Annotated in this window: 21 protein-coding genes and 1 tRNA gene; 2 read left to right on the forward strand and 20 right to left on the reverse strand. The window is 44.0% G+C overall.

What is annotated here, in order from left to right:
• Window positions 1–85: 85 nt before the first annotated feature.
• Entirely contained in the window at window positions 86–2023 is a 1938-nt protein-coding gene (locus BC343_RS12785) for an LTA synthase family protein (protein WP_078348185.1), read from the reverse strand.
• Between the two features lie 196 nt (window positions 2024–2219).
• Here BC343_RS12785 and BC343_RS12790 point away from each other — a divergent pair, with 196 nt between their 5' ends.
• Window positions 2220–3083 carry a hypothetical protein gene (locus tag BC343_RS12790; RefSeq protein ID WP_078348186.1) on the forward strand — a complete coding sequence of 288 codons (864 nt, stop codon included), beginning with the start codon at window positions 2220–2222 and terminating at the stop codon, window positions 3081–3083.
• A 159-nt stretch (window positions 3084–3242) separates the two neighbouring features.
• A tRNA-Leu gene (locus tag BC343_RS12795) sits at window positions 3243–3324 on the forward strand.
• Between the two features lie 42 nt (window positions 3325–3366).
• Here BC343_RS12795 and BC343_RS12800 read toward each other — a convergent pair.
• The 19 genes from BC343_RS12800 to BC343_RS12890 form a co-directional block, all read right to left on the reverse strand.
• Window positions 3367–3912: an SUKH-4 family immunity protein gene (locus tag BC343_RS12800; protein WP_078348187.1), complete on the reverse strand. Its 546-nt coding sequence runs from the start codon at window positions 3910–3912 to the stop codon at window positions 3367–3369.
• 159 nt (window positions 3913–4071) lie between these two features.
• Window positions 4072–5421: a sugar transferase gene (locus tag BC343_RS12805; RefSeq protein WP_078348188.1), complete on the reverse strand. Its 1350-nt coding sequence runs from the start codon at window positions 5419–5421 to the stop codon at window positions 4072–4074.
• A gap of 183 nt (window positions 5422–5604) precedes the next feature.
• Window positions 5605–6168 (reverse strand): D-sedoheptulose 7-phosphate isomerase, encoded by a 564-nt coding sequence (locus tag BC343_RS12810; protein WP_078348189.1) that lies wholly within the window; start codon window positions 6166–6168, stop codon window positions 5605–5607.
• A 35-nt stretch (window positions 6169–6203) separates the two neighbouring features.
• Window positions 6204–7154: a D-glycero-beta-D-manno-heptose-7-phosphate kinase gene (rfaE1, locus tag BC343_RS12815; protein WP_078348190.1), complete on the reverse strand. Its 951-nt coding sequence runs from the start codon at window positions 7152–7154 to the stop codon at window positions 6204–6206.
• Window positions 7155–7230: 76 nt separating this feature from the next.
• A complete protein-coding gene (locus BC343_RS12820; protein ID WP_078348191.1) occupies window positions 7231–8130 on the reverse strand; it encodes an NAD-dependent epimerase/dehydratase family protein in 900 nt (299 codons plus the stop codon).
• A gap of 46 nt (window positions 8131–8176) precedes the next feature.
• Window positions 8177–9238 (reverse strand): glycosyltransferase family 4 protein, encoded by a 1062-nt coding sequence (locus BC343_RS12825; RefSeq protein ID WP_078348192.1) that lies wholly within the window; start codon window positions 9236–9238, stop codon window positions 8177–8179.
• Window positions 9239–9315: 77 nt separating this feature from the next.
• Window positions 9316–10437 carry an acyltransferase family protein gene (locus BC343_RS12830; protein WP_078348193.1) on the reverse strand — a complete coding sequence of 374 codons (1122 nt, stop codon included), beginning with the start codon at window positions 10435–10437 and terminating at the stop codon, window positions 9316–9318.
• Between the two features lie 90 nt (window positions 10438–10527).
• Complete coding sequence (locus BC343_RS12835; protein WP_078348194.1) at window positions 10528–11592, reverse strand: glycosyltransferase family 4 protein; 1065 nt, start codon at window positions 11590–11592, stop codon at window positions 10528–10530.
• A gap of 53 nt (window positions 11593–11645) precedes the next feature.
• The gene (locus BC343_RS12840) at window positions 11646–12857 is read right to left on the reverse strand and encodes a hypothetical protein (RefSeq protein WP_078348195.1); all 1212 of its coding nucleotides are present in this window, start codon (window positions 12855–12857) and stop codon (window positions 11646–11648) included.
• A gap of 96 nt (window positions 12858–12953) precedes the next feature.
• Window positions 12954–13862, reverse strand: a complete 909-nt coding sequence (locus BC343_RS12845; protein ID WP_078348196.1) for a glycosyltransferase family 2 protein — start codon at window positions 13860–13862, stop codon at window positions 12954–12956.
• Entirely contained in the window at window positions 13859–14995 is a 1137-nt protein-coding gene (locus BC343_RS12850; RefSeq protein ID WP_078348197.1) for an NAD-dependent epimerase/dehydratase family protein, read from the reverse strand. The genes BC343_RS12845 and BC343_RS12850 overlap by 4 nt, the downstream gene beginning before the upstream one ends.
• Before the next feature lies 1 nt (window position 14996).
• The gene (locus tag BC343_RS31575) at window positions 14997–15593 is read right to left on the reverse strand and encodes an acyltransferase (RefSeq protein WP_078348198.1); all 597 of its coding nucleotides are present in this window, start codon (window positions 15591–15593) and stop codon (window positions 14997–14999) included.
• Window positions 15594–15757: 164 nt separating this feature from the next.
• On the reverse strand, window positions 15758–17239 hold the full coding sequence (locus BC343_RS12860) for an oligosaccharide flippase family protein (RefSeq protein ID WP_162276863.1): 1482 nt from the start codon (window positions 17237–17239) through the stop codon (window positions 15758–15760).
• 111 nt (window positions 17240–17350) lie between these two features.
• Entirely contained in the window at window positions 17351–18463 is a 1113-nt protein-coding gene (gene gmd, locus BC343_RS12865; protein ID WP_078348200.1) for a GDP-mannose 4,6-dehydratase, read from the reverse strand.
• Window positions 18464–18735: 272 nt separating this feature from the next.
• Window positions 18736–20043 (reverse strand): lipopolysaccharide biosynthesis protein RfbH, encoded by a 1308-nt coding sequence (gene rfbH, locus BC343_RS12870; protein ID WP_078348201.1) that lies wholly within the window; start codon window positions 20041–20043, stop codon window positions 18736–18738.
• A gap of 75 nt (window positions 20044–20118) precedes the next feature.
• Window positions 20119–21171 carry an NAD-dependent epimerase/dehydratase family protein gene (locus BC343_RS12875; RefSeq protein WP_078348202.1) on the reverse strand — a complete coding sequence of 351 codons (1053 nt, stop codon included), beginning with the start codon at window positions 21169–21171 and terminating at the stop codon, window positions 20119–20121.
• A 2-nt stretch (window positions 21172–21173) separates the two neighbouring features.
• Entirely contained in the window at window positions 21174–22184 is a 1011-nt protein-coding gene (dmpG, locus tag BC343_RS12880; RefSeq protein WP_078348203.1) for a 4-hydroxy-2-oxovalerate aldolase, read from the reverse strand.
• Window positions 22184–23080, reverse strand: a complete 897-nt coding sequence (locus tag BC343_RS12885; protein WP_078348204.1) for an acetaldehyde dehydrogenase (acetylating) — start codon at window positions 23078–23080, stop codon at window positions 22184–22186. The genes dmpG and BC343_RS12885 overlap by 1 nt, the downstream gene beginning before the upstream one ends.
• A gap of 12 nt (window positions 23081–23092) precedes the next feature.
• A complete protein-coding gene (locus BC343_RS12890; protein WP_078348205.1) occupies window positions 23093–24904 on the reverse strand; it encodes a thiamine pyrophosphate-binding protein in 1812 nt (603 codons plus the stop codon).
• Window positions 24905–24906 lie beyond the last annotated feature (2 nt).

Here is a 24906-nt window from a genome sequence, read left to right on the forward strand (position 1 = left end):
ACCGGTTTAAAATCCAGAGCAATTGGCTGTAGCGAATATAACCGTCAACAATTGAATAACAAAATTTAAACCAGTTAACAAATGGCTATCGGGTAGAGTTGAGTTTGTGGTTTACTATCCTGTCAGCGTAATCCTGCACAAAGGCTTTGCAATCCATCATACCTTTTTGCATTTCGGCATCGGGGTTTGGGGTAAGCAGATTATGCTCCAAGCCTTTATCAGCAGCGGCAAATACCCCGGTAATGTTTTTCCCATCGAACAGGTAAGTGTAACGGCCCTGCATTAGCTGATAAATGTTGCCGGTAGAGTTTATAACCCTTGGCGTTTCATTGGCCACAGTATCTATCAGGCTACGCCCCCAACTACGGAAGGGCTTGTCGTAACCTATCAGATCAGCCAGCGTAGGGTAAATATCCATTTGCGAAGCCAGGTCGGTGCGCACGCCGTCTAAGCCGTAGGCCGAGTTAGCGCTATAGAATAGTATAGGCACTGCAAAACGGTTTATCTGTTTGCTGTATTCGGGGTAAAAGGTTTGGCTGGTATGGTCGGCCGTTATCACAAATATGGTATTGGCGAACCAGGGCTGCGTTTTGGCGTAATTGAAAAACTGGCGCAAGGCATTGTCCGAATATTGTACCGTACGGTGGATAGGCAACGGGCCGCCTTTAAATCGCTCTTTATACTTTTCGGGCAATTGGTATGGGTCGTGCGATGAGAGGGTAAACACGGTAGCCATAAAAGGCTTTTTTTGCGCGCCAATAGTTTTGCCCATATATTGCAGAAACTGCTCGTCCCAAATGCCCCACACGCCATCAAAGTCCTTATCGTTATTATACTCGGTACGGCCGTAGTAATTTTGAAAGCCCAATATGCTTGCGAAGCCCTGAAAACCCATGGAGCCATTGGCCGCGCCATGGAAGAACGAGGTTTGATAACCCAAACTATCGCAAAGCGAAACTATGGAGGCTATCTTCTGCTTAGCGTATGGCGAAGAAGTAAAAGCCGTTTGAAAGGACGGTATCCCTGCCAATACCGACGACATGCCGTGTATAGATTGCCGCCCGTTGGCATAAGCATTGGTAAATATCAGGCTGCTGTTGCTCAGCGAATCGAGAAAAGGCGTATAGCCCTTAAAGCCCTGGATGTGACTATCGCGGTTCATGCTGCCCCAATACTCGCGGGCCATACTTTCTAAAATGATAATAACCAGGTTTGGTTTAGCAGCCGGATGCCCATTGTATTGCTTAACAGGCTTCAGGTTAGCGTTGATGTAGGCACCATCGGTAAAATGCTGCAGCTTAAAATTGTTGCTGCTAAAGGTGCGAATGATAGCAAAGGGCGTATTCAGTACCACATCGCCCTGGTTAGGTACGGTTACGTGCTTATAGGCATCAACCATATTGATAGGGCGCGTACTGCGGTTAAGGTCACCACGAATGCCCGCAACCATAAGCGTAAGCGCAACCAAAAACACCACCATCGATACGCCGAAATAAGGCCAGTTAAATTTAACCTTTACCGGCTTAACCTTCACCCGTGCATACAGCCACACCCAAAGCACACAGCAAGCAAGGTAAATAACAAATACATACCAGTATGCCCATGCAAAATGCTCGGTAAGGGCTTCTTTATTGCTCTCTTGCGATATCACATCAAGCGTGGCCCTGGTAGAGCGCACCTGGCTAAAACGGTAATAAATAATATCGATAAAACTGGTAGCGTAGGCCAGCAAATTGGTAGCGAAGTATAATATAGAAAGCCCTTTTTGGTACCCTGGCCTGGTGTTAACGGCCAACGGCAGCAGGCTAAGCACTATAAATAATAAATTTATGTAGAGCAAAGCTGCCGTATCAAACGCCAAACCGTAGTAGCACAATTTTAGCAGCGTTCCTACACCATCAACTGCCAGTAAATGTGTATTGAAAACAAAGAACAAAACACGCGCTACAAAATAAAAGGCATAGGCTAAAAAAAGCCTGTAAAGCAGTGCTTTATACTCGGTGAGACGAAAGTTGGCGTTCATTTTGGGGCTTAATGGCGTAAAGGTTCGCGAAATTAAGCCAAAATGAATAAAGTGTTAATGGTTGGTTAAATTATTGCTTTGGGGAAACAAACGGCACCCGGCAAAATAGCTACATCCGTTTGAGATTGAAAGCGATATAAACAAATAACGTTAGCTGTATTTTTACTATAATTGATAATTGCCCAAGAATAGCAACATGGAGAACCTAAACCCTGCCGACGGTATTGATAAACATGCTTTTATCACTGAAAATCTCTCAAATTTTAACTGTGGCAAAGGTTGGCATGAATTGATTAAATCGTTTTTAAGCGAAATGATTGAAGCTGGTTGGCCGGTACAGACTCAGATATACGGGAAAGAAAAGTTTGGTAAATTAAGAATATCGTTTGGTAATAACCTCAATCAGCCAATGCTTGAAATTGCCCATAAATATGAGGCCATATCGGAAACAGTGTGTGAACTTTGCGGCGATGCCGGGAAGCATCGTGTAATCAATTTTTGGGAACAAACACTTTGCACCAATCATTTTTTAGACAGATACTCTATTATAAACGTCTCGGCAGTAAATTTCAATAAGGTTTTTAGAGTTGAGTTCGAGCACGATTACGAACAGCTTAACCTTTATGCCCGTGGCTTTTTAGGATTAGGCCGGGAAGAACTTAAGGCCTCGTTTAACAGCCCGGATATCAATTATTATGCTTTATTGAAAGTCATCCCAAAGTTGAAAATTGAGGAGGAAGATCGATTATACCTTGAGCGGTTCTTTTCGGGCTTAAAAGGCTGTGAAATTTGCGGCTATAAGGCCGTGCACCTGGGGGTATGCAAGTACTGCTACAACCCTATATGGGACAGCAATTCACCAAGCTTTAAACATTATTTTAATAAACAGTCTTACATAAAAGAGATGCAAATGGATTGGTGGTTGGACAAGGATGATTACAGAAAACTAAAAGACTTAAATGAGACATCCTTCGAACCGCTTCCAAACCATAAGCAAATTTTCAACGAGGATGACCTCAAAAAGTATATTGAAGAACAAAACAGCAATAGCGAAAATTAAAAAAGCTGTATTTTCTTACAAATTCTCGTCTAAATTTCCAGAGGGGCTTCGTCAGGCAAAAATTAAATAGTAGCAAATGAGGCAGATAAATAAAAAACTAAAAACAGGTTTTATTTTTCGGCCGTAAATACTATCTTTGCACTCTCTTAAAAACCAAACGCGGAAGTGGCGTAATTGGTAGCCGCACCAGACTTAGGATCTGGCGCCGCGAGGCGTGGGGGTTCGAGTCCCTTCTTCCGCACTGAATTTTAAAGCCGTTAACTGAATAAGTTAGCGGCTTTTTTTATCCCCTTACATATTCAACTTCATTACGCCAAAAATCGCTTTCTGTAAATATATTGGCATTAACATTTAAAAGACCTTCTTTTAGCGAGGCTATTTGTTCATCAGTAATATCGCCGTCTAAAAAAGCATCCTCACCGTTTTCGGCCTGCACTTTAGATATAAAGCCTCTGTACAAAAGGAGGCATTCGGCAAGTTCTGAAATGTTTTTATTCATTGTACCCATCAACTCGAAAGCTTGTTCATGATCGAGCAGAACGATAATATCGTTATTATCCGTATCAAAACAGATCGGGTTGCCACCGCCATCGGTCCCTAAAACCAAATATCTATTACCAGGATGGTCGTAACCATAATAATCGGAGAGGCTTAACAAGTCGTTATTGAAGTTAACGAAAGGCGCACCGCTACTCGCAAAACCTATTTTTAAAAAATCCTTTGTGGCGTGGTTAACAGGCGCGGCTTCCAGTTTCTCACTATCAAATTCGAGCCATCTCTTAACTACCGCCGCCGCTATCCATTTTTCTTTAAATCCTAAAGCTGTCATGATAAGTATTTAGTTTGCAGCTAAGATAAATTACCGCGGCCGATCATGCACATAAGATAGCCAATTTTTTAGCGGTGCTATGAAATAAAAAAAGCCCTGCCCGGGGCAGAACTTTTAATATTATTGCGGCAATACACTTTAGGCGGTGTATCCTACTATTTATTTCCCTTTCCCCTGTACCATCACTTTAACTGTTTTCATGATGATGTTCAGATCGGAGTTTAGGCTGATGTTTTGCAGGTACAATAAATCGTAACGTACACGGTCGCACATTTGGTCAACATTTTCGGCGTAGCCGTAGTGCACCTGCCCTATTGATGTTAACCCCGGTTTAACGCGCAGTAACTTTTTATAGCTCGGGCTTTTCTCTAATATTTGTTCGATATAATACTGGCGTTCGGGGCGTGGACCAACTACCGACATATCGCCTTTCAACACATTCCAAAACTGCGGCAACTCATCTAAACGGGTTTTGCGCATCACCATACCCCATTTTGTTATACGAGGGTCGTTCTCTTTAGAAAGCTGCGGGCCTGCCAACTCGGCATTCACACGCATGCTGCGGAATTTGTAAATATAAAAAGGCTTCTCGTTTTGGCCTATACGTTCCTGGCGGAAAAACGCGGGGCCTTTTGAGGTGAGCTTGGTAACAATCAAAAGCATAAAAAACACAGGGGCACCCGCTACCATCACAAGTGATGAAAAAATAACATCGAAGCCGCGTTTCAGTATCCTTATCTTCAGCCCAATTTCGGGGCTTGAGTTTAACTGCAATACCGGCACATTATGGTAATTAACCAACTGTGCATAGTTATTGTGAAGTATAAGGTCTGATACTACTTTTATTTTAATGAGGTAGGTATCACCCATTTTTACCAACCGGTTAAGCAATTCGTAATTCATTTGCTTGTAGCAAATAAATACTTCGTTTGGTGCCCTTTCTATCAGTGCCTGTACAAGTTCATCATCGGCCATTGCAGCCATTTGCTCTTCAGAAATAAAATCTGTAAGGTCGTAACCATACTCGGGGTGCTGCTCAAAAGATTTTACAAGCCGCTCGGCAATATTTTGGTCGCCAATAATTACTATCTGGCGATGATTGTATCCTTTTTTACGAATATAGTCCAGAAAAAAGAACAGTACCGACCGCTGAAAAACCACAAACAAAAAAAACAGTGTATAACTCAGCATCACCTCTGCCCGCGAAATATTGGCGATTTTGAGGAAGTATATAATGCCAAAAACGCAAAGCAAATGGTAAATAAGGGTTAAGAGAAACTTGTTGATATTATCGCGAAGCTGCATAGGCCTGAACACATAAAAACTGCGCGACAGGGCAGAAACCACAACCCAGGCAATATTTACGAGTAAAATAAAGGTAATTGCCGTTTCGCTTGGCGTAAATGTGTTAAACTTAATGTAATGAGAGCTGTAAAGAGCAAAATTTAACAGCAGCAGATCACTCAGAAAAACAAAACCCGGTAGGTGCTTAGAGTAGCGTGTTGTCATAGGTATCTATTCCTGGTAGGTGTTGCAAAAGTACATTTTTTATAACACATTATTGCAAAAATTGGCTTTATTAATAATTGTTAATAATAATATTACCATAATGATGCCAAAATACTAAAAAGCCCCTGCAACGCTGTGGGGCATTTTGCAGGGGCTTAATGTTAAATTAAAACCGGAGTATTATTAAAAAGCATCATCTATAGCGCCGCAAATAATGTGGCCTATTAGTATATGCATTTCCTGCACCCTGGCGGTAACATCAGAGGGCACCACCAGATTAATATCGCAGCAGCTATTCATTTGGCCGCCGTCGCGGCCTGACAGGCCTATGGTGGTGCAACCTGCCTCTTTACCTTTAAGCAGGGCTTTTATAACGTTAGGGCTATTGCCACTGGTAGATATGCCTATCAGCACATCACCGGCTGCGGCAAGGCCCTCTACCTGTCGCTCAAAAACACGATCGTAACCATAATCATTACTAATGGCGGTTAAGGCGGAAGTATCAGTAGTTAGTGCTATGGCCGGTAACGAGCGGCGCTCTTTCACAAAGCGGCCTGTAAACTCGGCGGCTATATGCTGAGCATCGGCCGCGCTGCCGCCATTGCCAAATATCAATACCTTTTTACCGTTTTTGCTGCAAGCCACAATAGCTTCGCAAGCTGCAGCAATGCCCGGCGCAAGTTGTTCCAGAGTTTTTTGTGCAACAGTTATATGGTCTTCAAAAACAGAGGTTATATTATTTTTCATGTTTGCTTTAAAGCTAAATTATACAGCCGACCGAATTAAAAAATCTGGCTGTTTACTTCTTCGAGCGTTGCGGTAGCGCTACCTACTTTACTTACTACCACGGCGGCAGCATGGTTGGCAAAATTACAGGCATCGTATAATGAATAACCCGACGCAATTGCTACTCCTAACGAGGCCAATACCGTGTCCCCTGCCCCTGTTACATCAACAACCCCCAACGCTTTGGTAGGTATAATGGTGAGTTGCCCTGCAGTGTACATTGCAATGCCTTCTTCTGACATGGTGATCACCACACTATCGCAATCCGTAATCTCCTGCAATTTTTGGCAGGCGGCCGTTAAACTTTCGGTATTGGTTATGTTAATGCCCGAAGCAATAACCGCTTCTTTGCGGTTTGGCTTAATTATATTTAGCCCTTTGTACTTGCTAAAATCGGTGCCTTTAGGGTCAACTATTGTGGTAATACCCAACTGGCGGCAAATGGCAAAAATACCGCTTAACAAACCGGGCGTAAGCATGCCTTTGTTATAATCAGATACCAGCACTAAATCGTACCCGGGTACTTCTTTTTTAAAGTAGGCCAATATCTCCTGCTCTTTTTCGGCACTTAACGGTGTAGAAATTTCCCTGTCGAGCCTAATGAGTTGATGATTGGTAACCAGCACCCTCGTTTTCATGATGGTGCACCTATTGGCATCTTTTACAACACCGGCATTGGTTAGCCCATTTTCAGCAAGCTCATTTAGTACTATAGCTGCATTATCATCGTGGCCTACAACAGTGGCAATATTTGCATGGCATTGGTAGGCAATAAGGTTTTTCAGCACATTGCCGGCACCGCCAAGTGTATAGGCTTCCCGGGTTATTTCCACAACGGGTACCGGGGCCTCCGGCGATATGCGGTTACAGTTGCCATATATGTAATGATCTACCATTACATCGCCAACCACCAGTACTTTTATACCACTTTTTATTTCGAAACCCATTTAAGCTAATTTATAACGGCAGCTGCCGTAATACGCCTCAAATATAGCAGAATTTTGGAGGCCCTACATAGCAGGCTTATGCACCGTGATACTGTTTAAGCCATTGGGCTGTGTTCTTCAACCCATCTTGTATGGTGGTGTGCGGGGCAAACCCCCATCCGCAAAGAGTGCTTATATCTGCCCGCCAGTGAAATGGGTCGCCGGGTTTTACGATATTATTAAACTTCAGCTTTATCTTCTCATCAACACTTGCGCAAAAAATAGTAGCAGCCTCTTTTATGGTGGTTTCGATACCCGATGATACGTTGATGGCTTCGCCGTTAAATAAGCCACGGTGTACCACGCATTCAAGCGCCTTCATCAGGTCGCCTATGTATATAAAATCGCGGGTTTCGTTACCCGAGCCAAATAGCTCAATCTCTTTGGCCGATTGGCATTTTTGATAGGTATCCCAAAACAGCTGCTTTTTTAAGCCCTCACCGTACACCGAAAACAGGCGCAGGTTAATAGTTTGCAGGTTGTACATGTAATAATACTCCTTACAAATTTGCTCGGCGTATAATTTATGCCAGCCATAGGGCGACATGGGTTTCAAAGGCAGGTCTTCGGTAACGGGCAAGCTTGGCGGGTTACCATATACCGCTGCCGACGACATGTTGATGAATTTGCAGGCCGGGCTGTGTATACGTATAGCATCTAAAAGCTTAATGGTATTGGTTACGTTAAGCTCGAAATCGAACACAGGTTTATTAATAGAAATAGGCACACTGCCGTTACCGCTTGCGTTTATGCAAATATCAAAGGTGTGCTTGTTAAAAACCGGGGTGTAATCGGTATCGGTTTTTTCGAGCTGGTAATAATTATCGGCGCCGGGGTTGGGTACTACATCGGCACCCCAAACCTGGTGCTTGGCCGAAAAGTATTTGTATGCATGCGAGCCGATAAACCCCATCGAACCAATAATTAAAATCTTCATGAGCTGTTTGAATTTATAACCGGTTAATTTATTGTACTCCCGCGGCTTAGCGGAAGATATCTAAATATTTTTGTGCGATAACTTTGGTGTCGTAGTTGCTTTTTATTTCGTTACAGCGCGCTACGTATGCCTCATAATTATCTTCAATTTCCTTTATTTTTTTAGCTATATCGTCTACATCAGGCTGCGCCACTTTGCCAAATTGCTCCTCGGCAACAAAAAACTGCGTGCCATTGCCGGGGTAATCTGTTGTGATGGTGGGCACGCCGTAGGCCATTGCCTCTATCACAACAATAGGCATGCCTTCCCGCTCAGATGGCAATATCAATATACGGCCGTTTGCCAATACTTGCTGTTTTACGTCATCATCAACGCTACCCAAAAAAGTAATACAACCATCACCTGCGTATTCTGTTTTCAAATCATTCAGCATACCGCCGCCGCCCATCAGTTGCAGCGGCATATTTTTACCATAAGTTTTATTGTAAGCTAAAACGCCCTGCACAGCATGCTCGGGGTGCTTATGCTCCACCATACGGCCCATAAATATGTAATTGCTTTTACTCACCGAAACTGCATCCGTTGTATCAACAAAGCTGGGTATGATATGCAAATGGTCTTTCCTATGCTCCAGCACGCATTGCTTGACGTGGTTGCTGATGCATATGGCCTCGTCGGCTGCGTTTAGGATGATGTTATTGATAACCTTCCAAAGTTTAGAGCCGCGGTATTCCACAAAATCGATGGCTGTTTTTGCGCGTTTCCTATAAAACAATTTATAAAAAATTTGCGGCAGCACCGGGAATTGGCAAAAGATGATAACATCCCACTGCTGTTTAAAAAAAGGCTTCAGCTTAAAGGTGTAGCTAAATATAGTACTTATCTTCCTGCCGAAAGGCCCGTTTTTATAATATTCGGTATCTTTTAGTATACGGTGATAATTTATACCGTCTATCACCTCTTCCTCAGGCGATGTGCCCAGGTGGTCAATAGCGGTTATATGTACCTCGTGCCCCATTGCGGCCCATTGCGTAGCAAGCCCCTTAAACCTAACCTGTATCCCGCCCAGTTGCGGCGGGCAAAGTTCATCTATAACTAATATCCTCATTCTTATTTAGTGCCGTATTTAAAAGTCCGTTAGTTCATTAATATATATCCGCTTTAAATTTATGCTCATCCGGGCAATTACGCTAAGCGTTGTGCTTTTTGCTTCACCAACCTCGATTGCCGGTACCTTTCAATCGGCACAGCAACCAGCCGGGTTAACAGTATTGCAAACACAATTGTGCATATAACAACGTATAAGCCAAAAAGCGGGCCAGCTAAAAAGTGTACGCTTTTTAAAATATAGAACACCAATTTATGGCATATGTAAATAGGGTAAGATAATTCGCCTATTGTGTTATCAAGCTTGCTCGATTTGAAATAAATAAACAAAAACGGCACGGCCAAAGTAACCGACGTAAGGTACAGGGTAACCGGAAATGAAAACGGGAAATAGTTCGATTTAAAATTGGGCAGAAGCGGGTAAGCAAACGTTTCAGCCAGTAATAAAAACAGCACTATGTAGCCCAATTTATCGTTCAGTTTTACATTTTTAAACCGCAGGTACATTCGATAAGATACATACCCCAGCAAAAAGAACATTAACGAAGTTGGGAAGAACTTGTACATCCAAATTTCTACCGCCGAACCAAATTTGTAAAGCAAAAATACACGCAAAAAAAACGACAATACGATGAGCGAAATTATTATGGCCGGCTTACGGCGCAATATAAACGGTGCTATCAGGTAAAATGTTAACTCTACGCCCAGTGTCCAAGCGGGGGGTACCATTAATAAGGTGGTTAGTGGCGGTTTTCCGTTTTCGGCAAGGGTGGTAAAAAACAAATGCCCGTTTGATAGGTCGATGGCAAAGGAATACACCAGATCTTGCCCGAAAATGATAATTTGATTGATTATCATAAACGCAATTGAAGGCACGTAACCCTGCAGGGCAAAATACCCTTCAAACTTTTCGATATGTATTGTATGTGCTTTTACCGCCAATAGCAAACCTCCTAACACGGTCAAAATAAGCACCACCCAGTATATAGGATAAAGCCTTAGCAACCTGTTGCTTAAAAAAAGCTTGTAAGAGTTATTTGCCCCCACGTATTTCTCGTTAAGCACCATTGACATGTAAAAACCCGAGATGATAAAAAACGCTTGTACGGCAAGTTCACCGCCTATGAGGGTTATGCCGAAAATAGAACCACAATGGTACATCACAACAGATAAAGCAAGCAGCGTTCTTATTTTTCCCATTTATTTTTATTTTTTTAACATGATAAGCAAACGGTTTAAGCAGGCCCGTGTATAAATCGCTATCTGTTTATAATTAATAATTTTTGACTGTTATAAGTATTTGTTTACAACATCCATCAACAACTTTCCTGAGAGCTCCCAAGAAAATCTTTTTGCGTTATCGGCCCCCTTCAGTATAAGATCTTCGCGCATTTGCGGGCTGTTTATCATTGCAGCTAATTTGTTTGATATATCTGCAACATCAAACGGATCGCAATATAAAGCGGCATCGCCACATACTTCGGGCAAGGCTGATATGTTACTGGTTATAACAGGGCAATTGTTTGCCATAGCCTCAATTGGCGGTAGTCCAAAACCTTCGTATAATGATGGGTAAGCAAAGCACAATGCGTTTTGGTATAAATAAACCAATTCGGCATCGGTGCGGTAGCCTAAAAACACTATTTGTTCGGAATGGGCGGTAATCAGGGCATCCAGCTCTTTATCCGCTTTAAAGTTTGAGTTATAAGTACCGGTTAAATACAACGTTATACCCGGCTGTTTTAAGTTAACAAAGGCTTGTATTAAGCGCTTTAAATTTTTGCGCGGATCTATAGACCCTACCGACAAAATATATGGCGTTTTTAAATTAAGGTTGATAGTTGCACCGGCATCAACATCAATAAAAGGTGCGTTATATACTACCGATATTTTATCGCTCGGCACCTTATAGGTATCTATCAGCTCCTGTTTAGAAAACTCGCTAACGGTAATAACGTGCCTGCTATTTTTAATAACCCGGGGTATTACAAACTTGTAGTAAGTTTTAAAGGCACGGCTATGCCAATTACCTCTTAAATAAGCAATATCGTGCACCGTTACTATTTGGTTTTTGTAAAATAACGGAGCCGTATTGCAAAGGTTTAAAAGCAGCGGGGAGCCCAAGCCTTTCAAATAGGCCGGCAGATCAACCTGTTCCCATATATGGCTTTTATACTTACCTGTTTTACGCAGTGGCAACCCGAAAGGCAATGCGTACTTATCGAGCACAGCCTCATTTGGCAATACGTACTCTACGCCGCTGCTATGTTTATTTATTTGCTTAAATAATTCATAGGCATAGCGTTGTACACCGGTTAAGTTTTGGGTTAAAAATCTGCTATTTAATATGAGCATTTATAAATTACTAATGGATGTTTAACAATAGTTACTAACTACGCCGTACCTTATCAACTTCCGTGCACAGCAACTTCTTCTTTATCAACCCGGGGCCTTAATCTTACTCGATACAAATAAAAAATGAAAATAAACACCGGCGGAACCGAGTATATCGACAGCGTATAAAAGTTAGCAAATTGCTCGAACACGTTAAGGCATATTAATATCAACACGGTGGAGGTTAATATAGACCTGTATTTAAATATCCAAGTTTTAAGGTACTTAAAGATCACCCCTTTAATAAAGCCGCTCAGGAAGCAAAAGATCACCACCCCCGGCCATTGAAACGATACATATCCCCAAATAGGCGCAGGTAGCCGTAACCCGCCGCTTATAAGGGTGGTAACGTCTTCATTAGGGTTCATCACCTTTAAAGTGTATACCGCAGGGTTCCACTCATAGTGGCTTGGTATAAGCCCGCCGTAAATGGTTCGGCCATAAGTCCAAATGGGGGAGCTTTCAAAGTTTTGCAAAAAACTCAATTGGTCGGTTACATCAACCGTACCCGACGACAAAACACGCCAAAACATATGGTCAGTTTTAGCTCCGGCGGTCAAGTCGGTTATGTCCCTAACGCCAATAATAAAATAGAAAACCGAACTAAAGCTGTAAATAAACACCAGGAAAATTAGCGCGACCGCGAAAGACGTACGGCTGCGGAAAGACATGATGATCAAAATAGCATACAAGATGCCTGTAAACGCCGAACCGCGTGCTAAAGACATGGCCAGCAAAACAATTGCGGTAATGGTAGCGAATAGAAAATATACCTTGGCCTTATTTTTATACCATACCATAAAAGCTATTGGTATAATGGAACTTAGTATAAAAAAGGACGTAAGGTAGATAATGGAAGTGTAAAATGGCACCTGGTATTGGTTCCTGAAAAACTTTGCCGCCAGCGGATCGGCAGCAAACATAGGTACAAAGCCCATCATCATATAACCCGTAACCATACCGCATATACCAACGGTAATAAAAATTTTTGTTACACGGGCTACACGAGCTTCATAGTTTTCGAGTGGCAAAATTTCAAAAGAAAAATTGGTTTTTACCGCTTTTATTTTGAAGCCAAGAAATAACCCCGCAACGTAGCAAGCGGCACCTACGGTTAGCAGGATAACATAAAGGCTTACAATATCTGCCTGGTAATCTTCCTGTTCATTTAAAACAATTGCCGGTATAAAGTAGGCGAGGAAAATAAATGATACGTTTAAGTGCATTAGGATATTGTACCTGCTGGGCCAAACCAGATAGGGCCCAATCAAAAAGATCGAGCTGCACAGAAAGATCAGTATCCCTTGCATAACATTGTGTAGCTATGGTTTGAGTGGGCTTGTTCCCGCCGGGTTCAACTTAAACCCGTCTTTTAAACCGGTTACCAACTTTGCTTTCTGCTCTTTATCAAATTGCAGGTAACGTAGCAAACGCGCAAACAAAGTAAAACCCATCGAACAAAAGTACTGCAATCCGCTTAGGTTTTTCCTGATGAAATAAATTCTGTTGCGCGTGCCGTAGTAAATAGAAAACAGCGTGGTTTTGCCGCCGGTTATACTGCTTACCTTGTGGTAGATATGCAGGTTGGGGAGAAGTTTTATTTTATAGCCCAGTTTGTTGGTACGGAAAATAAAGTCGGTATCATCATAATAAACAAAGTATTTTTCGTCCATTAGGCCGGCTTTCTCAAACACTTTGTTGTCTATCAACATAAAGCATGTTGGCGCATAATCAAAATAGGCTTCGCGGCTATATTTAGTGCCATCATTATCGCCCTCCCCTACGTGGGTGGTTAGCCCTTTGTAAAGCAAAAACTCACCACCAGCCATCCACACTTTCCTGTTATCATGAAAATATATCTTCGGCACTATCATGGGCTCGTTATGCTCAATGGCGTACCGAAGCATATCTGATAGTAAATCGGGCTGGGAAAACTCAATATCGTTATTCAGCAAAACGGTATGCGTGGTACCATCTTTCACAGATAGTTCTATACCAATATTGTTTCCGCGCGCAACTCCCTCATTACCTGCATTTTTAACATGCGTGTAGTTAGTTACGCCAAATTTCGCCGAAAGCGTTTGTATAAGCTTATCCGTACCCTCATTTGGCGAATTATCCACCAAATACAAATGGTAATCTTTAAAGTTCTGTATCGAAAGGCTTTCAAAAAAACCTTCCAGTACGTCATCAGCCTTAAATAGTACAGTAACTAAACCTAATTGGCTCATCCTTTAAACAAGCCTTTCTCTTTCATTTCGGCAAGCGAATCTTCATAGCGGCCCGCCCCTATTTGCTGTGTATTCACCCAGGCCGTAAACTTGCCTATACCTGTTTCAAAATCTACAGTCGGCTTAAAGCCAAGTGCTTTACCTATTTTTGTAATATCGGCATAATTGTGCCTTATATCGCCCAGGCGGTAGTTGCCGGTAACGGTAAGCGGTACACTTTTTCCGTATTTGCTTATCAACGTGTTAGCAACCGTTAGTACATCAGTTGCAACGCCGGTACCTACGTTAAATGTTTGGCTATTGGCTTCATCTTTAGTAATGCCCAGATAAGTAGCTTCTACCACGTCGTCAATAAAAACAAAATCGCGGCTTTCTAAACCATCTTCAAAAATGTTTATCGGTGTTCCGTTTTTGATGAGGGTAGAAAATATCGACAGGATACCGGTATACGGGTTTGATAACGATTGCCCCGGGCCGTAAACGTTTTGAAAACGCAAGGCCACCGCCGCTATTCCTATTGTTGGGCAAACCGTCATGATCATCTGCTCCTGGTTTTGCTTGGTTATACCGTATACCGATGAAGGGTGTATTTTCGATTCTTCGTCGGTCGCAACCAGTTTCAATGGCTTGCTGCAGCCCGGGTAGTGTACTTCAAAATCGCCTGCGTCCATTAATTGCTGGGTGCGGTGCCCGGGGTATACATAACCTAACTCTTCAGAATAGTACCTGCCCTCGCCGTAAATAGAGCGTGAAGATGCGATGAGTACCTTTTTTACCTGGTGCTTTGAGTTGGCCAGCAAATCGAGCATTATGGCGGTACCTTGTATATTTACGTTGGTATAACGTTCAATTTCATACATCGATTGGCCGGTACCCGTTTCCGCAGCGAAGTGTACAATAACTTCGTTATCGGCAATTGCCTTTTCCCAATCGGCCTTAGATGTAACCGTGCCTTCAATAAAGTTTACTTTACCGGTGATAGATTGGTAAAGCGGCGATGTATCTGCGGGAGAGTTACCGTGTATTTGGGGTAACAAGTTGTCTAATACGGTAACCTGATGGTTGTGTTTTAACAGATGTAGAGCGAGGTTGCTGCCAATAAAGCCTGCACCTCCGGTTATAAGTACTTTCATTTCAGTTGATGAATACTCCTTCGGGAGTAGTTTTTTTCCAGATTTTTTCCTGCTCGCAATAACGTTTGATGATCCTGGCCGGAGAGCCTACCGCAACGCAGTAATCGGGGATATCTTTGGTAACTACTGCATTTGCGCCAATAATACTTTGCTTGCCTACGTTGGCGCCAATAATGCAAACATTTTCGCCTATCCAACAGCCCTCACCAATTAAAACCGGCTTTAATTGCTTAATGGGCTGCTCTATATAAGGCAAGGTTATATCGTCATAACCGTGCAGGTTATCGGTAATATATACCTTATCTGCCAATAGCGCTTTTTTGCCTATGGTGATGCTTGATGTGCTGTAAATGTGGGCAAAATTACCAATGTAAGCCCCTTCGTTTATTACCAATTTGCAGTTTTGCTTGTTTGTTAAAGGGCTTGCAGCAAGCCACGATAACCTGCCTATATATACATTGTTACCTATAAATATGTTTTTACCACCATCTAATTTTAAGCCCCTGTAAATGCGGGCTTTATGGCCAAGTGCCCCCAGCATAAGTTTATAACACCAATACGAAAAGAGGTAATAGTATAACGATGCTAATTTTTTCATGCAATTGGTTTGTTATGCATTAGTTTTAGCAAGCCCGGTTTTATACCGGCACCTGTGCTAAGCTTCTTTCCTGTTTTATTAATGGCCATTACTTGTGTTAAGCGGGTTAGGAATTAGTTGCAAATGTAGCAGTAAACTTTAAATTCCATAGTTTTGACTTGAGGCTATACATCGCCCGATCGTAAAATATCTTTTACTTTAAATTTCACAAAATAGATGGCTACCGTTGCAAATGCTAAAACAAGTAAAGCAATATCGGTTATTATAACATTGCTCTTTACAAAGTTGCCTACGCCAAAAGCCATTAACACAAACAAAACGATGGCATACATTACATCGCGCCGGAAAATTAACCTGCCGTAGGTTAAGCCATAAATTTTATTGAAGTGCTGCAGCATATAAATTGTTGAGAGCACGATAGCAATTACCCAACCTGCAATTACCCCGGCACCGCCAAAATAAAACCCGAGCACAGCGGCAGCGGCGGCATTAGTAAAACCCAAAATAAGGTGATTGGTTATTAATACGCCCAAATTTGCTTTGGCCATATAATAAAAGTATGCCGGCGTTGTAAATAAATTAATGAGCAGGCTTAGAGCCAAAACTACCAGCGTATAGTAAAACACAGGCTGATAACTGTTTATCCATAAAGCAGAAACAATGCGCCCGCCTAATATAATAGCCGCGGTACTCGCCATAGAAAAGAACAGCACGTTAGAAAAGATCCTTTTATAGAATTTTTGTACCCCTTCAACATCGTTATCAAGGTTAACCATAACCGGCACTAACGATTGTGTGCTGTTTATAATAACCCCTCTTGCCTGCATTATAAGCCTGTTGGCCATTTCGTAATAGCCAACAAATGCCATCCCCCCAAATTTCCCTAAAAGTATTTTGGTAACAGGATCATTAAGCATATTGGCCAGCGAAATAAATTGAAATTTCATTCCGTAGCTGAATATTTGCTTAAAAATAGCTTTGTTCCAGCCCCAACGTAAAGGGTTGTAGGCCGTTTGGGCAATTACAAAACACATACACGTTATTAGGGTAAATAACGATTGCGCTACCTGGGCAAATGCCACACCTTGCAAGCCATAATGCGGTACTAAAAAATAGGTTGCGCCAAGCAGTAACAACGATGATGAACTAAACAGCAAGCTGCGGATATAATTTTTTTGCAAGCCATCCAACACCGACGAAAACACGCCATTAACCGCATTAATAACCAAACACAGTAACGAGTATGGCAGTATAAGCATGGCATCGGCAATATACTTTGCCGGTATCATGTGGTTTAGTATAAGCCCGGCAAAAGGGTATATAATACACCCTATCAGCAAAAACAAGCCTAACAAAAATAGTGAAGCGGTAAAAATGAGTTCGCGCATTTTGGCTTTATCGCCTTCTTTAGAGTATAGGGCAACAAAACGGATAACAGAATCGGCCACGCCAAAATTGGCAAGGTTTGCCAACGATGAGGTTGATAATACTACCGACCAAACGCCCAACAATTCAACCCCCAGGGATTTTAACAGTATGCGGTAAAGAAAAAAGTAAACAAGCCCTATAAGCAAAACCTGCCCGCCCGAGCTTATTACGTTAATAATTACCAGGAACTTACCCGCCTTTTTAGTAGTATCGGTCATATAAAAAATTGCCCCCATTATAAAGCTGTCGGCTTTATAATGGGAACAAATATAGGCTCAATTTATTTATTTTGTTAGTTAACAACCGGCTCCAAATAGTGGACAAATACCTTATTCGAACTGATTTTTTACTACGTAGCCGTGCTCTTTTAAAAGCGCATCTTTCTTAAATAAATTTATGTCGCTCTGCATCATATCTTCAATAAGCCCGCGCAAATCATACTTAGGTTTCCAGCCAAGCTTCTCGAATGATTTTGTAGGGTCGCCCACTAAAAGCTCTACCTCTGTAGGCCTGAAGTAACGCGGATCAACGCTAACCACCTCGGTACCAATTGCAACCTGGTAAGCGGGGTTAGAGCAGGCAACAACATAGCCTTTTTCATCAGCACCTTCACCTTTAAAATCAACTGTAATGCCTACTTCGTTAAAAGCAAGCCTCACAAACTCGCGTACTGCTGTGGTAACGCCTGTTGCTATTACATAGTCCTCGGCAACTTCCTGTTGCAGTATCAGGTACATTGCTTCTACGTAATCTTTGGCGTGGCCCCAATCGCGTTGTGCATTCAAATTCCCAAGGAATAACTTTTCTTGTAAGCCGAGCGCTATTTTGGCTACGGCGCGTGTTATTTTGCGGGTAACAAATGTTTCGCCGCGCAGCGGGCTTTCGTGGTTAAATAAAATACCGTTGCAGGCAAACATGCCGTAAGCCTCGCGGTAGTTTACGGTTATCCAGTAAGCATACAACTTAGCCACGGCGTAAGGCGAACGCGGGTAAAACGGTGTAGACTCAGATTGCGGTACTGCTTGTACCAGCCCATAAAGCTCCGATGTTGATGCCTGGTATATCTTAGTCTTTTTTTCCAAGCCTAATATCCTAAGGGCTTCCAATAACCTCAGGGTACCTATACCATCGGCATTGGCCGTATACTCGGGCGTATCGAAACTTACTTTAACATGCGACATTGCGCCGAGGTTGTATATTTCATCCGGCTGTACCTGTTGTATGATGCGGATAAGGTTGGTAGAATCTGTAAGGTCGCCGTAATGCAATTTAAAGCGGACATCGCTTTCGTGCGGGTCTTTATATAAATTATCAATCCTATCGGTATTGAACGACGAGCTCCTTCTTTTTATGCCGTGTATCTCATAGCCCTTTTTGAGTAAAAAATCGGCTAAGTACGCGCCGTCCTGCCCTGTAATACCTGTTATTAACGCTTTTTTCATTTGTGATGGTTCGATAATTTATTTGCAGACTGATAATGTAAAAACAAGCAAATTGTTTAGAAATTTCGATTAAATAGTGAATATTATTTTTGCACAGGGTAAGTCAATTGCCATATAACGGCAGCCGGGCCCGGTAATTATACCAATGTTTAAAATACCCGTGTAGACGGGTTGGGGGCCGCGAAGATACAAATTATTTTGAAGGCGCAGTGATACAGAAAGGCCTGCTACTGTAAAATGAGATATTTACGGTGGCAGGCCCGGCTATGTTGTTATGCTATATAATCTTTAATTACGTCGAGGATATAATCGTAATGGCTTTCATTCAAGCCCGGCCATACACCCAGCCAGAAAGATTGGTTCATGATGGTGTCGGTATTGGCCAAATTGCCTACCGTACGGTGGTTGATGTTGGCATAAGCAGGCTGACGCAACAGGTTACCGCCGAATAACAAACGCGTACCTATCATTTTTTCTTCGAGGTGCTGCACCAACATGTGCCTGTCGGCAGCATCGCCTTCGCGCAGGGTGAGCAGGAAACCGAACCACGATGGTTCGCTGTGAGGCGTTGGCTCCGGCAAAATGAATATTTCTTCCAGCTCCTTCATGCGCTCGTACAAAGCTGCGTAGTTTTCGCGGCGGCGCTGCACAAAATGATCCACTTTTTTTAGTTGCGATACGCCAAAGGCGGCCTGCATATCGGTAACCTTAAGGTTGAAGCCAATGTGCGAATAAGTGTATTTATGATCGTACCCGAAGGGCAGAGTGCCCAACTGTTGCGAAAAACGGCAGCCGCAGGTGTTATCTTTACCCGGTTCGCAATAGCAATCGCGACCCCAGTCGCGGAAACTTTCGGCAACTTTGGCCAGCTCAGGGTTGTTTATTAAAACTGCGCCCCCCTCTCCCATGGTGATATGGTGAGCCGGGTAGAAAGAGAAGGTTGAAATATCTCCGAATGTACCGGTTTTTTGCCCGCGGTAGGTTGCGCCAAGCGAATCGCAATCGTCTTCTACCACCCACAGGTTATACTTTTTTGCTACGCGCATCACCTCATCCAGGTCAAAAGGGTTACCCAACGAGTGGGCTATCATAATGGCCTTTGTTTTAGGTGATACGGCGGCTTCAATATCTGCAGAGAGTACGTTATGCGTTGCGATATCCACATCTACAAATACGGGGATAGCGCCAAACTGTATCATGGGGTTTACCGTGGTAGGGAAACCTGCGGCAACTGTAATCACTTCGTCGCCGGGTTTTACGGCACGGTCGCCAAGTTTGGGTGAGGTTAAGGCATAAAAAGCCACCAGGTTTGCCGATGAGCCCGAGTTTACCAATAAAGCTTTGTGCGCACCAAAGTATTTGGCAAAATCGTATTCGAATGAGTTAGCAAAACGCCCGGCTGTCAACCAGCCATCCAAAGCAGCATCTACCCCGTATAAAATATCTTCCTCATCCATTACCTTGCCGGTTACCGCAATGTAGTTTTTGCCGGGAATTATCTCGCGGGTAGTGTTCTTTTTGATAATTGCGGCCAACTGGCTTTGTACGCCTGCATCAATATTTTTGTAGGGGTGCGTCATATTTTTATCTAAATCCGAAATGCTAAACTCTATTTTTAAAATTTCTCCTAAACTCCAACCTCTTATCTCCGTCCTCTAACTCCTGTACCACTCAATGGTCTTCTTCAACGCCGCCTCAAAGCCTATTTGCTGCTTTACGCCAAGGGTTTCTTTTATAGCCGACGTATCGGGTATAGAGATTGACGATTGCGCGGGGTATGCTTTGGAGTACTTCACCAGCACATCTATCTTGTTGTGGAAATTCGCGGTTATTTTACCTGTCAGGTCTTTCAGGCTAATAGGCTCATCGCCGCCTATGTTATAGGTGGCTGCTGTTTTGCCTTTAGCCAGCGCCATCAGCAGCCAGCAGGCCACATCGCTCCCGTAAAGGTAGCTGCGCACCGTATTCTCGTTACCCAAAATACGTATCGGGCCATTAAGGATACTATCCCTGATGAAGTTATTAATTGCCCATGGTTTCTCCAGCCCCTGGTACGGGCCAATAAAAGAGAACGGGCGGGCTATAACCACCGGTAACTTTTGCTGGTTACGGTACACGGCGCAAACGGTTTCAGCCATACGCTTGGCTTCGCTGTAGGCGGCGGTGACGCTATTACTGTCTGATATACCTATCTCTGTTTCTTTTATACCGGTTTCAACGATCTTTACAGGATGCCCGTAAATAGTGTTAGAACTAAGGTGCACAAATTTGTTCAATCCCGGCAAACGCAAGCAGGCATCCAACAGCGCCTGTGTGCCCTTGTAAAAGGTCTCGATGGTTTTGAGCGGATTGGTAACGTGCGTACGGTTATCGGGCGAACCGGCGGCATGTATTATCCAACGTATATCATCGGGTAATACGCTCACGTTGCGTATATCCTGCTCAATCAGCGTAACATATTTTAAGGCAGCAAGGTGCGGCACTTCGGCGCGGTAGTCTTCCATATCGCGAGCCAGCAGGTAAAGCTTTATGCCGAAGCCTTCTTCATCGTTTAGTACCGAAATAACTTCGGTGAGCCACTTACCAATAAAGCCAGTGCCGCCGGTAACCAAAATACTTTGCCCGTGCAGGCACTCCAGCGAGGCGGTGTAGCCGGCCAAACTCTGCCTGCAATCGGCCTTTATATTGTCTATTGCTTCCTTTTTCATTTTTAACTCCGGCGTTTAACAATATCTAATACAACCTCTATAATCAGGTCCTCCTGCCCGGCTACTACCTTACGGCGCCCCAATTCGAAGTAAACATCGCGCTGATCAACATTATATTCTTTAGAGATACGGTTTACGTGTTTAGAGAAACCCGAAAACACCCCCGCCAAACCGCTCACTACGCTTTCAGACTTGATGACCGGCACCAGCGGCATAATTTCCTTTTCGGCTATATCTGCCGCATCCAATATCTTATAAAGGTCTACGCCGTGGCTGTAGCCCATTTTGTCTAACACGGCTATTAGTACTTCCAGTTGTGCATTGCCCGCACCGGCACCAAAGCCACGTGCCGTACCATCTAACATGGTTGCGCCAGCCTCAATTGCAGCAATACTGTTGGCAATACCCATCCCCAAGTTATTGTGTCCATGGAAGCCCACTGGTATGGCCAATCCATCAACCAATGCAGCAATGCGCTCAGTAACATCAGCAGGCAAATACGCCCCTGCCGAATCCATTATAATAATGCCTTCTGCGCCGTAAAGTTCCATTTTTTGCGCTTCCTCAACCAGCAATTCCGGCGAGGCCATGTGCGTCATCATCAGTACGCCATAGGTTTCTTTACCTTTTTCGCGCGAGTAGCCAATGTGCCTTTGGGTGATATCCGCTTCTGTGCAATGCGATGCTACGCGTATCACATCTACCCCCCAATCAATGGCCATACGCAGATCGCGCTGTATAGTGGCAAAGCCGGGTATAACATGTATACCCAGTTTACTGTTGCCTAAATGCTTGCGGGCTGTTGTAAGTAATACTTCGTCTGACTCCAAACTCTCGCCTACCTGCAGCGATGATGCCCCCAGTCCGTTACCGTGCCCTACCTCTACAATAGGTACACCTGCTTTATCAGCAGCCTGGCAATACACAGCCACCTGTTTTGCAGATAGCTGGTGAGCCACGGCGTGGTTACCGTCGCGCAGGGTTGGGTCGCTGATGAGTATATGTTGCTTCATTAATTTGCTAAAAAGGTAACAGCGCCCGGGTTAGCCGCTTTTTTGGCATACTCCTCGGCAACGGCAATGGCCGCGCAATTAATAATATCAAGGTTGCCTGCATATTTGGGCAGATAATCGCCCAGGCCCTGTGCTTTCACCATTACTACAATGCGCCCGTTCTCGTAAATGGGCGATACCAATAATTGATAACCAGGCACATAGGAGTTGATATTCTTCACCATGGCTTCTACGGCCAGCGCAAGTGCTTCTATATTCGGCTCGGCCACCTTGGCAAAAATAGTGGTTTGCATATCAATGCAGGGGTTAGCCGGGTTTAAATTCAAAATAGCTTTGGCGCGTTTAGCTCCAGAGAACATCTTTACCCCTTCTTCGGTAGTTTCTATATACTCATCTAAATTGAGGCGTGTAGCAGGGCCTGCGCTGCGCGATGCAATGCTGGAAACTACTTCAATGTATTCGATATCCGGGTGCGTTTGCCCAATGAGGTAAGCGATAGGGATAGATGCCTGGCCGCCGCAGGTAACCATATTCACGTTTTGCTGCGCTATGGAATCGTTAAGGTTTACAGCGGGGATGCATAAGCCACCAACTTTTGCGGGTGTCATATCCACCACAATTTTACCCAGCTTTTTCAGGATGGCCCAATGGTGCTGGGCGTCGCGGGCCGATGTAGCATCAAAAACCAGATCGCAGCAATCGGGATCCTTCACAATGGCGTTAATGCTTTGGTCGGATACCTTTACGCCCAGGCTAATGGCCTTCGCCATACCCGGCGACGATAAGTTACGCCCAATGAATAACACACACTCGAGGTACTCCGAACGTTGTATTTTAATCAGTAGATCGGTACCAATGTTACCACTGCCCAATATGGCTACCCTTAGTTTACTCATCCTGTTTTTGTGTTAAGCCTCTATAGCTGCCGATTTAGGGTGCAGCCCACCCAGCATAATATCTTTCAATTGCTCGCGCGGTATAAAAGGCGAAAGGTCCTCCAATGGCGGCGATATCAGCGTACCGTCTTTTTGAATCGCGAGAGACAACTTCGGCACAAAGGTTTGATGCGGATGCGTAAACACCTCGCAAATAACCGGGCCGTTGTGGGCTTGTACTTGCGGTAATACCTCATCAAAATCTTCCCAGGTGCGTATACGGAAGCTTTTGAACTTAAAGGCATCGGCCAGCGCCGAAAAATCGGGGCAGCTTACGCCCGATTTTTGGTCGGTACCTGCTGCACGGCCGTTAAACAATGCCTTTTGGGTATTTTTGATCATTAAATACCCATCGTTATTAAATATGAACAACTTGATAGGCAGGTTATGGTGCGCCATTACCTGTAACTCCTGCAGGTTCATCATCATACCGCCATCGCAGTTGAGGCACATTACCTCGCCATGGTTGGTAGCGAACGACGCACCAATAGCGGCAGGCAAACCGTAGCCCATTTCGCCCAAGCCGGTAGAGGTCATCAGGCGCTGGCCTTTTTTTAACCTAAGCACCTGGTGTCCGCTCAGCAGGGCGGTACCCATATCGGTTACTATGATTTGATCGTCCTTTAAATGCGCATTCAATTTCTCCATAAAAGGGTACGAATTGATGAAGCCATCTTTATCCGGGTGGTCAAATGGGTTCACCCATGGAAAATCTTCGCGATATTTATTGCAGGTGGCTACCCACTCGCTATAATCAGCACCAATGTCTTTTGTTTGTGCTAATAGCTCAGTTATAAAATCTTTAGCATCGGCCACTACGGTAGTTTTATAGCGCGATGCATATTTTGCCAGTTCGTGATCATCAATATCAACCACGGCAATTTGTGCATGGCGGGCCAGTTCGGTTATTTCGTAGCCAATTTGCGGTATGGCCATGCGGGTGCCCACGCAAAGCAGGTAATCGCAATTTTGTACCACAAAGTTAGCGCAACGTTGGCCATAAGTACCGGCGCGGCCATAAACCAGCGGGTGCTCCGAATCTACCATATCAATGCCCGCCCAGGTAACCAGCGCGGGGCTGCCTAATTGCTCCAGCAAGGGTTGTATCTGATCAACAGCATCTGCCAGCCTAATACCATGGCCCAGCCAAAGCACCGGGCGTTTAGCGGCCTTTAAGTCGGCAACTATGCTGCCAACCTGCTCAGGCAAGCTTGGCGCAGGGGTTGCAGCGGCGGGTTTTTCATAGGGCAAAATATCTTTTTCATCAATTACTGATGACTGGATATTCATGGGCACATCCAGCCATACCGGACCGGGGCGGCCTTCAATAGCTATATCCCAGGCCTTGTTAAGCTCTACGCTAATGTCTTTAGGCTGCAGTACACGGCCGGCATACTTGGTTACTTTCTCTACCATCAGCGAGCTATCGTACCCCTGTACGCCCCACATACGCACATCTTTGTGTAAATCGATAAACTTAGAGTTTTCGTTACCCGAGATAACAATACCGGGGATAGAATCGGCCCAGGCCCCTACTACGCCTGTGGTTGCATTAGTAGAACCTGCGCCGGTAGTTAACACGGCGGCGGTAACTTTGCCGGCAAGGCGGTAGTATGTTTGCATAGCCATACAGGCCGCTTGCTCGTGGTGCACACAAACTATTTCGGTATAGCCTTTACTAAATATTGAGTCGAATATATGCGCGTTGCCGGCACCAATGATACCAAAAACGTGTTTTATTCCTTTTTCTTCTAAAAAGTTGGCTATGTAGTCACTTATTTTCATGG

Origin of the sequence: Mucilaginibacter pedocola (genome assembly GCF_002013915.1) — a bacterium.
GTDB classification, from domain to species: domain Bacteria; phylum Bacteroidota; class Bacteroidia; order Sphingobacteriales; family Sphingobacteriaceae; genus Mucilaginibacter; species Mucilaginibacter pedocola.

Bases quoted from the DNA above. Each gene is read 5' to 3' on its own strand.
- BC343_RS12860 (WP_162276863.1), bottom strand. From the start codon at position 17,239: ATGACCGATACTACTAAAAAGGCGGGTAAGTTCCTGGTAATTATTAAC.
- BC343_RS12830 (WP_078348193.1), bottom strand. From the start codon at position 10,437: ATGGGAAAAATAAGAACGCTGCTTGCTTTATCTGTTGTGATGTACCAT.
- BC343_RS12785 (WP_078348185.1), bottom strand. From the start codon at position 2,023: ATGAACGCCAACTTTCGTCTCACCGAGTATAAAGCACTGCTTTACAGG.
- BC343_RS12890 (WP_078348205.1), bottom strand. From the start codon at position 24,904: ATGAAAATAAGTGACTACATAGCCAACTTTTTAGAAGAAAAAGGAATA.
- BC343_RS12810 (WP_078348189.1), bottom strand. From the start codon at position 6,168: ATGAAAAATAATATAACCTCTGTTTTTGAAGACCATATAACTGTTGCA.
- gmd (WP_078348200.1), bottom strand. From the start codon at position 18,463: ATGAAAAAAGCGTTAATAACAGGTATTACAGGGCAGGACGGCGCGTAC.
- BC343_RS12840 (WP_078348195.1), bottom strand. From the start codon at position 12,857: ATGCACTTAAACGTATCATTTATTTTCCTCGCCTACTTTATACCGGCA.
- BC343_RS12835 (WP_078348194.1), bottom strand. From the start codon at position 11,592: ATGCTCATATTAAATAGCAGATTTTTAACCCAAAACTTAACCGGTGTA.
- BC343_RS12820 (WP_078348191.1), bottom strand. From the start codon at position 8,130: ATGAAGATTTTAATTATTGGTTCGATGGGGTTTATCGGCTCGCATGCA.
- rfaE1 (WP_078348190.1), bottom strand. From the start codon at position 7,154: ATGGGTTTCGAAATAAAAAGTGGTATAAAAGTACTGGTGGTTGGCGAT.
- BC343_RS12875 (WP_078348202.1), bottom strand. From the start codon at position 21,171: ATGAAAAAGGAAGCAATAGACAATATAAAGGCCGATTGCAGGCAGAGT.
- BC343_RS12805 (WP_078348188.1), bottom strand. From the start codon at position 5,421: ATGACAACACGCTACTCTAAGCACCTACCGGGTTTTGTTTTTCTGAGT.
- BC343_RS12885 (WP_078348204.1), bottom strand. From the start codon at position 23,080: ATGAGTAAACTAAGGGTAGCCATATTGGGCAGTGGTAACATTGGTACC.
- rfbH (WP_078348201.1), bottom strand. From the start codon at position 20,043: ATGACGCACCCCTACAAAAATATTGATGCAGGCGTACAAAGCCAGTTG.
- BC343_RS12790 (WP_078348186.1), top strand. From the start codon at position 2,220: ATGGAGAACCTAAACCCTGCCGACGGTATTGATAAACATGCTTTTATC.
- BC343_RS12850 (WP_078348197.1), bottom strand. From the start codon at position 14,995: ATGAAAGTACTTATAACCGGAGGTGCAGGCTTTATTGGCAGCAACCTC.
- BC343_RS12800 (WP_078348187.1), bottom strand. From the start codon at position 3,912: ATGACAGCTTTAGGATTTAAAGAAAAATGGATAGCGGCGGCGGTAGTT.
- BC343_RS12845 (WP_078348196.1), bottom strand. From the start codon at position 13,862: ATGAGCCAATTAGGTTTAGTTACTGTACTATTTAAGGCTGATGACGTA.
- BC343_RS31575 (WP_078348198.1), bottom strand. From the start codon at position 15,593: ATGAAAAAATTAGCATCGTTATACTATTACCTCTTTTCGTATTGGTGT.
- dmpG (WP_078348203.1), bottom strand. From the start codon at position 22,184: ATGAAGCAACATATACTCATCAGCGACCCAACCCTGCGCGACGGTAAC.
- BC343_RS12825 (WP_078348192.1), bottom strand. From the start codon at position 9,238: ATGAGGATATTAGTTATAGATGAACTTTGCCCGCCGCAACTGGGCGGG.